The organism is Succinatimonas hippei YIT 12066 (assembly GCF_000188195.1).
In the GTDB taxonomy this organism is placed as follows: Bacteria; Pseudomonadota; Gammaproteobacteria; order Enterobacterales; family Succinivibrionaceae; genus Succinatimonas; species Succinatimonas hippei.
Window position 1 is genome coordinate 1 of sequence record NZ_GL831006.1, and the last position, 9,074, is coordinate 9,074.

Annotated in this window: 10 protein-coding genes; 7 read left to right on the forward strand and 3 right to left on the reverse strand. The window is 37.8% G+C overall.

The window, feature by feature from the left end; translation table 11 throughout:
* The first annotated feature begins 289 nt into the window (after nucleotides 1-289).
* From HMPREF9444_RS06015 to HMPREF9444_RS06030, 4 genes are all read left to right on the forward strand, one after another.
* On the forward strand, nucleotides 290-703 hold the full coding sequence (locus tag HMPREF9444_RS06015) for a cupin domain-containing protein (RefSeq protein ID WP_040909326.1): 414 nt from the start codon (nucleotides 290-292) through the stop codon (nucleotides 701-703).
* A gap of 11 nt (nucleotides 704-714) precedes the next feature.
* A complete protein-coding gene (locus HMPREF9444_RS06020; RefSeq protein ID WP_009143509.1) occupies nucleotides 715-1,479 on the forward strand; it encodes a carboxymuconolactone decarboxylase family protein in 765 nt (254 codons plus the stop codon).
* A 164-nt stretch (nucleotides 1,480-1,643) separates the two neighbouring features.
* Nucleotides 1,644-2,177 (forward strand): GNAT family N-acetyltransferase, encoded by a 534-nt coding sequence (locus HMPREF9444_RS06025; RefSeq protein ID WP_009143510.1) that lies wholly within the window; start codon nucleotides 1,644-1,646, stop codon nucleotides 2,175-2,177.
* Between the two features lie 86 nt (nucleotides 2,178-2,263).
* Nucleotides 2,264-3,913 (forward strand): FAD-dependent oxidoreductase, encoded by a 1,650-nt coding sequence (locus tag HMPREF9444_RS06030; protein WP_009143511.1) that lies wholly within the window; start codon nucleotides 2,264-2,266, stop codon nucleotides 3,911-3,913.
* Between the two features lie 82 nt (nucleotides 3,914-3,995).
* Here HMPREF9444_RS06030 and HMPREF9444_RS06035 read toward each other — a convergent pair whose 3' ends face one another.
* Complete coding sequence (locus HMPREF9444_RS06035) at nucleotides 3,996-4,343, reverse strand: lipocalin-like domain-containing protein (RefSeq protein ID WP_009143512.1); 348 nt, start codon at nucleotides 4,341-4,343, stop codon at nucleotides 3,996-3,998.
* A gap of 211 nt (nucleotides 4,344-4,554) precedes the next feature.
* Between HMPREF9444_RS06035 and HMPREF9444_RS06040 the strand changes: the two genes are divergently transcribed.
* Nucleotides 4,555-5,796, forward strand: a complete 1,242-nt coding sequence (locus HMPREF9444_RS06040) for an MFS transporter (RefSeq protein ID WP_148514386.1) — start codon at nucleotides 4,555-4,557, stop codon at nucleotides 5,794-5,796.
* On the opposite strand, the gene HMPREF9444_RS06045 is transcribed toward HMPREF9444_RS06040, so the two are convergent.
* The gene (locus HMPREF9444_RS06045) at nucleotides 5,767-6,486 is read right to left on the reverse strand and encodes a sulfite exporter TauE/SafE family protein (RefSeq protein ID WP_009143516.1); all 720 of its coding nucleotides are present in this window, start codon (nucleotides 6,484-6,486) and stop codon (nucleotides 5,767-5,769) included. The genes HMPREF9444_RS06040 and HMPREF9444_RS06045 overlap by 30 nt on opposite strands.
* A gap of 88 nt (nucleotides 6,487-6,574) precedes the next feature.
* Nucleotides 6,575-7,462 (reverse strand): LysR family transcriptional regulator, encoded by an 888-nt coding sequence (locus HMPREF9444_RS06050; RefSeq protein WP_009143517.1) that lies wholly within the window; start codon nucleotides 7,460-7,462, stop codon nucleotides 6,575-6,577.
* A gap of 109 nt (nucleotides 7,463-7,571) precedes the next feature.
* On the opposite strand from HMPREF9444_RS06050, the gene HMPREF9444_RS06055 reads away from it, so the two are divergent.
* Together HMPREF9444_RS06055 and HMPREF9444_RS06060 are read left to right on the forward strand one after the other, a co-directional pair.
* Nucleotides 7,572-7,790 carry a hypothetical protein gene (locus HMPREF9444_RS06055; RefSeq protein WP_009143518.1) on the forward strand — a complete coding sequence of 73 codons (219 nt, stop codon included), beginning with the start codon at nucleotides 7,572-7,574 and terminating at the stop codon, nucleotides 7,788-7,790.
* A 26-nt stretch (nucleotides 7,791-7,816) separates the two neighbouring features.
* Nucleotides 7,817-8,887, forward strand: coding sequence for an alpha/beta hydrolase (locus HMPREF9444_RS06060; RefSeq protein WP_009143519.1), 1,071 nt, complete (start codon nucleotides 7,817-7,819; stop codon nucleotides 8,885-8,887).
* The last annotated feature ends 187 nt before the right edge of the window (nucleotides 8,888-9,074 follow it).

Genomic DNA, 9,074 nt, shown 5'->3' on the forward strand with positions numbered 1-9,074 from the left:
TTTATACTATATTTAAATTACGGCGATCCGGGATTTATACAAATACTTTGTTTTTATCCATACGCATGCTTAAAAAGCATGAATATAAGCAACGAAATCGAAATTAAAAAGTTTAATACCTAAAAAGCATAAATATCAATATAAATATAGTATTTTACGATAGATAAAAATTTATATACATTTAATTTAGTAAACAAACATTGAGGACACAGTTATGAAAAAATTTATTCCATTACTGCTTTGCTCATCCTTTTTAGCAAGTAGCGCGGTCTTAGCAGGAGAAGCAAATATGAATAAGGCACCCATTGATACTGTCTTTGCTCAGGGCGAAATCAATCCTTACGGCAAATTCTTTACCGGTACTTCTTATTTAACCATGTTGTCAGAAAACGATGCAGTATTTAACGCACCTATCGGCAACGTGACTTTTGAGCCAAAAACTCGTACGAATTGGCACAAGCATTCGGGCGGCCAAATTTTATTGGTTTTAAGCGGAGAAGGTCGCTATCAAGAACGCGGTAAATCAGTTCAAATCATTAAAAAAGGCGATGTCGTGCGTATTCCGCCTGATGTCGAGCACTGGCACGGCGGCGGTATTGATACCTGGATGACTCATATTTCCGTTGAAACTAATGTGCCCAACAATAAATCAACCTGGCTTGAACCCGTATCGGACAAAGACTTTATGTCTGAACCTAACTAAAGGTACATAGTATGACAAAACTTTCACAACTTATGGCTGCGGCTTTCCTAACTGCTGCAGTTATGTGCGGAGGAACAGTAATGGCTCAAAACAACGATACCGAGCTTTATCAAATTTTAAACAGAGTAACCACAAAAGAGACCCCGAATTATGTTTCTCTTTCTCCTAAAATGCAGTCTCTAGTCACTATTGCGACTTTAAGCACTTTAGGCGATGAAGATCTGCTTTCGCTAAATATCGCTAAAGCATTGAAGGACGGAGTCGCTCCTGTTGAAATTCGTGAAACCATTTATCAAGGCATGGCTTATGTCGGAATGTCTTACATCACAAGAGCAGAAAAAGTTTTTATGCAGGAATGCGAAAAAGCCGGCATTGCTTTACCTTTGCCTTCTGCCATTACCGTAAATGATGACAACCGTTTTAACGAAGGTCTTAAAGTGCAGAAAGGAATTTTCGGCAGCGGAATCGATGCTATGCATAAAGCCGCCAAAGAAGACGAAAAGCATCTTTCAATCGATCTTTTAACCGGGTTTTGTTTCGGTGATACCTATACCAGAACCGGTTTAACTTTAAAAGAACGCGAGTTTTTGACTTTCGTTTACATCAGCGCATTAGGCGGATGCGAACCGCAGGTTAAAGCTCATGCTGCCGGAAACATCTCCGTAGGCAATACTCGTCAAATGCTTATTGATGCATTAGTGGTTATGGTTCCTTATATCGGTTTCCCTAAAACCTTAAACGCTTTTGGCATGGTAAATGAAGTAACCGCAAAATAATAACAAAGCGATTTTCTCCTCAAAAATCCCGGGGGACTTTTGAACCTTGGGATTTTTTGTTTCTACAGCTTTTACCTTAACTTGATTGAATTTAGCTTTAGTTTTTCTTAATATCAAAATCTCATAACTCCAATGTTTTCCATATTTTTTTAAGGAAACAGAAAATGACTTTAAATATCCGCAAAGCAGAAGCTAAAGATATTGACGCAATAGCTGACATTTATGCCGCCATCCATACAGCTGAAGAACAAGGCTTAGTCACCATCGGTTGGCAAAGAGGCGTATATCCTGAAAAAGAAACCGCTTTAGAAGCACTAAAAAGAGATGATTTGTTTGTAGCAGAAAAAGACGGAAACATAGTCGGCAGTGCCATTTTAAATCAGCAGCAGGTTGACGTATACGCAGACGGAAATTGGGAATATAAAGTTCCTGACAACAAAGTAATGGTAATGCATACCTTGGTTATCGATCCTAAGGGACAAAAATCAGGTCTTGGCAAAGCTTTTGTAGAGTTTTATGAAAAATATTCCCTTGAACAAGGATGTCCCTATCTGCGCATGGATACCAATGCCAAAAACACCAACGCCAGAAACCTTTATAAAAAGCTCGGTTATAAAGAGATAGGCATTGTTCCCTGTGCTTTTAACGGAATTGACGGGGTTAACTTAGTATTATTAGAAAAAAAGATCGGAAATTAATTTAACGATAAAAAAGTACTTTTTTACTTTTATGTACTAAAGACGCGCCTATAATTATCCTGTCATCACAATAAGGAAGATTAAATATGCAGATATTAATTGTAGGCGGTGTTGCCGGCGGCGCTGCATGTGCGGCAAGACTGCGTCGTCTTGATGAAAACGCCAAGATCACCATTATAGAAAAAGGTCCTTATGTTTCTTTTGCCAACTGCGGTTTACCCTATTTTTTATCAGACGTAATCGCTGACAGGGACAACCTTTTTGTTGCTGACAAGAAACTTTTTGAAAAGCGTTTCAACATAAACGTTCTTGATAACACAACAGTAACGTCAATCAATCGCAATAATAAATACGTCAACTTACAGGATAAAGAAAAAACTTTTACTTTAAATTATGACGTTTTGATTTTATCTCCGGGAAGCAATGCCATCGTTCCGCCTTTTGCATCAGGTATTGATGGTGTTTTTACCCTAAGAACCGTCCCTGATGTTGACGCGATAAAAGCACGAATTAAAAGTCGTAATGCTAAAAAAGTACTTGTCGTAGGCGGAGGCTTTATCGGTCTTGAATGTGCAGAAAACTTAAATCACATCGGCATTGAAGTAACCCTTGCCGAAGGAGCTCCTCAAGTATTGCCGCCGTTTGACTTTGAAATGGCGCAGTTTGTGCATCAGGAACTAAAAGCTCACGGAGTCAGGCTTAAACTAAACTCTCCTATTACCGGCATCTCTCATGATGGCGATATTCTTAAAGCCGAATTTAAAGACGGTACTTTTTTATTTGACGCAATAATTCTTGCTATTGGCGGCAGACCTAATTCAGTGCTTGCAAAAGAAGCCGGTCTGTCTTTAAACGATCGCGAATTTATCAAAGTCAACGACTTTATGCAAACAAGCGATCCTAACATCTACGCTTTAGGTGACGCAGTTGAAATTAACGATCCGCTTTTAGGCGGTAAAACATCTATTGCCCTTGCAGGACCAGCAAACAAACAGGCCCGAGTCCTGTGTTCTCATCTTGCTAAAAACAGATTAAATAAAGATTTGCAGGTTTTTCCCTATAAAGGAGCAATGGGGGCCAGCATCGTTAAAGTATTCGGCATTGAAGCAGCAAGCGTCGGTTTAAATGAAAGATCACTAAAAGGAAAAGTCGATTGTGATGCCGTTTGGCTGCATCCTAATCAACACGCAGGTTATTATCCAAATGCCGCACAATGCCATCTTAAAGTCATTTATGACAAAAAAAGCTTTAAGTTATTAGGCGCGCAGGCTGTCGGATCGGAAGCTGCCAAACGTATTGAGATCATGAGTGCTTATTTAAGCAAAAACGGCTCGATTGACGATCTGGCATATCACGAGCAAGTTTATGCTCCGCCGTTTAGTTCTGCCAGAGACGGAATTAATTACGCCGGCTGCATACTTGAAAATATACGCGACGGTTTAGTTAAGACGGCGCGCTTTGACGAATTAAATACTCGTTTTAAAGACGCGATTTTTATTGATGTTCGAACTCCTGATGAATTTAAACAGCGTCATATTCCGGGATTTATCAATCTGCCGCTTGACAGCCTGCGCCAAAATTTAAATACGCTCAATAAAGATAAAGAAATAGTCATTACCTGTGCCGTAGGCATCAGAGGCTATAACGCCTGCAGAATTTTAAATGCCTACGGCTTTAAGACTTATAATCTTTCAGGCGGAGTACTTACCTACTTTACTGCAAATTTTAAAGCTTAAAATTTAAAATTGCATAAAACGCAATAAAGCGCTGCTTCAAAATTAAGCAGCGCTTTTAAAAACTTACTATATTTTTAAGACATTACTGCTGTCTATGATAAGTTATATTCAAATTTCCCTTTTTTAAAACAAGCTCATTATCTGTAACTTTTTCAATAGTTAAGATATCGGTGAAATCTCCGCTCTGTCCATTACCGATACTTTTACCTGATAGAATCAACTTATTTCCCTGTTGATCCCATTTTTCATACTGTAAAGTTGCCATATTGATAGAAGAAGCTTGTCCGCCTTTTGCAAGCTCTATTCCCTGAATTTTATTTTCCATTCCCGGAATCGGCTCCACCCATCTGCCCTCAAGGCTTACTGTTTCACTACAAGCAATCACCAGTGCCGAAGCAATACAACTTATTAACAATAACTTTAATTGCATTTTCAAGCCCCTTACTTTGCAAACTTATCATCCGACACAATTTACACAAAAATTATTAGCAGAAACATAGCAGCTGTTACTAAAAGATTTCAAATCTAAAATTTTTCTTACTTACAAAATAAAAATTTTGTAAAAAATAAATTTTTCCTCTTTTAAAGTCTTTCTTTTAGGCAGATAATTGCGTCCGCAAAATCAAAGTAAAAACAAAATTATGTCCAAGTCATCTGCCAATATTCTTACCTTTATAAGTTCATCTCTTGCCGTTATAAGTTGTTTTATAGCAACATCCATGCCCATATCTTTAATGGCATTATGGGCTAAAGAACTTAATATGAGCTCAGCCCAACTTGCCGTTACCATGCTTTCCTACTTTTTAGGCTGCATCGTTTCTTTATTGTTTTTAGCAAAACTATCAAATGCTCTGGGACGTAAAAAAGCAGTACTTTGCGCTTTAATCTGCGCATTTGTGTCAACAATATTTTTTATTGACTGTACAAATGTATTTTTCTTGAATGCAGGACGCTTTATACAAGGCATATACTGCGGCATTATTACAGGATCGGCGATGAGCTGGGCGGTGGATTCAGCCCCTCCCGGAAAAGAATGGCTCGGTACTGCCATGAGCGTAGCCGGAGCTTCGTTGGGTTTAATGACAGGATCGCTTATTGCCGGTATCGGAGTTAACTTTAATCTTATAAGCGCTGACAGACTTTTTGAAATATTTTTAGGTTTTACTGTCTTTCTTGCTGTTTTAATCTGTCTTTCAAAAGAAAGTCTTAATACTAAATTTTCAGTAAAAAAGCTTATAACCGTACTTTCACCTACCTTCAAACTGCCTAAAGGAAAAACTGCTTTTTTTATTATGGCAGCTATAGGCTACATAGGCAGCTGGGGACAGACTTCTTTTTTTCAGGCTTTAAGCTCAAAAATAGCTCTTTTATTGTTTAACGATCAAGATAACGTTATCTTGCTTACTGCAATCATTTACCTTACCGTAACACTGCCGAACGCAGTAGGCGGTTTTACTGTAGGAGGATTAAACCCAGCCAAATCGTTAAAGCTTATCATGCCGCTTACTTTTATAATCGGCAGCATGATGTTTTTAACCATAGCTTATCCGCACGTTGTTATCTTTTTTATTACCTTGACTTTACTAAGTTTTTTAATCGGAGCCGGATTGTCTTTATTATTAAAAATACTATTAGCCGGCTCGGCAGTCACGGAACGCGCCGATATTATCTCATTTTTATATTTTATGGCTTATGTCGGATCGGCTTTACCAAACTTTCTTATCGGCAAAGTTTTTACTAACGCTACTTTCATACAAATTTCTTTTGCCTTTATTGTTTGGATATTTCTATACACGTCTGCAGTTTTTATCTTAAATATTTATTTATCCAAGCCCAAAAAGACCTATAAAAAACTAAACTTTAAAGAAACAGACAATACCTGAAACCAGCAACAATATATTGGATAAAAGCAAAAAACCTTTACCGCTTATTTTGTGATGAAGTCTGTTACCTAAATACACTCCAAGCAAAGATGGAATTAATATATAAAAACTCAATAGAGAATTTTGCGGAGTTATTTCCCCGACAATTCCTTCCTGTATAAGCAATATAGTATTCAATACTACCCACAATACAGAAAGAGTAGCTCTGAACTCCTCTTTGCTTTTAAAAGTATGCACCGCATAAATTACAACAAAGGCTCCTCCCGACACAAAGAGTCCCTGCATCAAACCTGCACACATCATCACCAACAAGAAAACCGGCAAGGACATGTTATATTGTCCTTGCTTCGTAAAGAAACTCTTAACAGCTATTAAGACAATGACTGTTCCGTATATATAAAGTAAAAAACTTAAATCAAGTGTATAAAAAAGATAAAAGCCTATAGCGATACCCGGGATCATAAACAGCGTGATTTTTAAAACTTCATGCCAAACTACGCTCCTAATCCCCACCATCGCAATAATAAAGCAAGAGAATAAACCTACAATTGTCGATACTACTTTGGCATCAGTCATTCCGATTAACTGAATGGTTCCGGGCATTGCCAAAAGATTACCGGCAAAACCCGTAATGGCATTAATGAGCATGGCACCAAAGAAGATAAGGCCCACGCTGAGTTGCTGCAACATAAAAAACTCTCTAAACTAAAAATTAAAACAAAAAGCCTGCTTACTTTTTTACCGCAATTTAAAATATAACTTCGTTAAGATAGCACTTTTATAAACGATTTTTAAGCGTTTGCAGGAACACCAAAGCGGCAGGCGAGAATACCTGATATTTTTTCCATACTAAAACCAAACCTGATTTAAGCTCAGGTTTTAACGGTACAAAACATAACTCGCTGTCATCACCAGTATTTATAATATTATCGATTGACACAATGTACCCGCTTCCGCTTTTCACAAGCATTGCCGCATTAAACAATAAATTGAACGTAGCGATTATGTTCAATTTTTCAAAATCATCACCGAACCATCTAATAAAATTGTTGTCCTCTTTAGCATCAATTGCCTGTCGCGACATGATAAGCGGCAACCCAATAAGATCGGTTTTTTCAATAAATTCCTTATGAGCCAAATGACAATCTTTTTTCATAATAACGCCCCATTTATCGCTAGAGGGCAAACGTACATAGTCATATTTTGAAATATCCGCAGGCTCAATCAAAATTCCAAAATCTATAAGACCGCGATCAAGCCTATAGGTCACGTCAGAAGCATTTCCGCTATATAAATGAAAATGCATTTTAGGATAAGCGCTTATAAGTTCGTTTATAACGTCAGCCACGAAACTTATAGCAACAGTTTCACCTCCGCCGACATACACGTCGCCTGCAATTTCATCATGATAATTATCAAACTCTGCCTCTGTTTTATATACTAAATCCAATATTTCTTCAGCTCGTTTTCTAAGTAAAATTCCTTCTTCAGTCAAAGCAACGCTATGGCTTGAACGAATAAATAATTTATGACCGAGCCTATCTTCAAGTTCTTGTATTTGACGAGACAATGTCGGCTGTGTGACATGAAGTGTGTTTGCTGCCCGTGTGATGTTGCCTTCACGTGCAATAGCCAAAAAATATCTTAAGACTCTAAATTCAAGCATAAAACACCTCTTTTGAAATGCTCTTTAAACATAACATGAAATTAAAACAAAGTATTAGCTATTTCACCAGATAAAAACTATATTTTTAAATAAAGAAGGAGCAGCAATCATGCTTGAAGACTTATTACTGCGACGCAACCTTATTGACGCAGGCTGCGATAATCAACAAATAGATAAATTCTTAAAACTAAATGCAAGCGGAAAGGTTCCTGCACAGTTAAACCTTTTAAAAGAACAAAGGCGACATCTGCTTGAATGTCTGCACTTTAGACAAAGGCAAATTGACTGTCTTGATTTTTTAATTGGCAATCTCCAAAAAAGTAATTGATTTCAAACAAATGAAGAGGAAAAAACATGAACAGGTCTTTTAAAATTTTCTGTACAGCAGCTGCTGCCGTCGCGATTTCCGGCTGTTCAAGCCAAATTGACAACAACTACGCATCAGGTATCAATATGCAAGAAAATATCAAACTTGAAACCAAGTGGGATAAAGTATTCCCTAAAAGCGATAAGGTCAATCACAGCAAAGTTACCTTTCACAATCGCTACGGTATAACTCTAGTTGCCGATATGTACGTTCCTAAAAACGCCCAAGGAAAACTTCCTGCTATTGCCGTAAGCGGTCCTTTTGGAGCGGTAAAAGAACAAGCGTCAGGACTCTACGCCCAAACTCTTGCAGAAAACGGATTTGTAACCATAGCTTTTGATCCTTCGTTTACCGGAGAAAGCGGAGGAATGCCGCGTTACGTTGCCTCTCCTGACATTAATACCGAAGACTTCAGTGCTACTGTTGATTTTCTTTCAACAAACGATCTGATTGATCCCGATAAAATCGGCATCTTAGGCATATGCGGCTGGGGCGGAATGGCTGTTAACGCAGCAGCAATAGACACCCGCATAAAAGCAACCGTCGCCGCCACCATGTATGACATGAGCCGCGTAACCGCCAACGGTTATTTTGATTCTATGGATGCAGAGGGACGCTATTCATTAAAAGAACAGTTAAACACACAGCGTACTGAAGACTACAAAAACGGCACTTATGCATTAGCTGGAGGTCTTCCTGACGTTCTTCCTAAGGACGCTCCGCAATTTGTTAAAGACTATTATGCTTATTACAAAACTTCACGCGGATATCATCCCCGCTCTTTAAACTCAAACGGCGGATGGAATAAAACCTCGTCACTGTCTTTTATCAATATGCCAATTTTGTCTTATGCCGACGAAATTAAGAGCCCGGTACTCTTAATTCACGGCGAAAAAGCACATTCACGTTATTTTAGTGAAGATACTTTCAAAAAATTAAAAGGCGACAATAAAGAACTTATGATTATTCCCGGTGCAAATCATACTGATTTATATGATAATCTTGAAAAAATCCCGTTTGATAAAATCATTAAGTTCTATAAAGACAGCTTAAAATAACTCATTAAAAAGGATTCAGAGGGTGACTAAAAAGTCACCTTCTTTTTGTCTGAAAGATAAGTGGTTAATTATCAATAATTCTTTTAATTTCAAAATCTTGTCTTAATTTAAATGGCGCTTTATGCAATAATATACAGCTATAATCAGTAAACTTTATCAAAAAAGAGCAGCGGCTAAAACCCCGTCC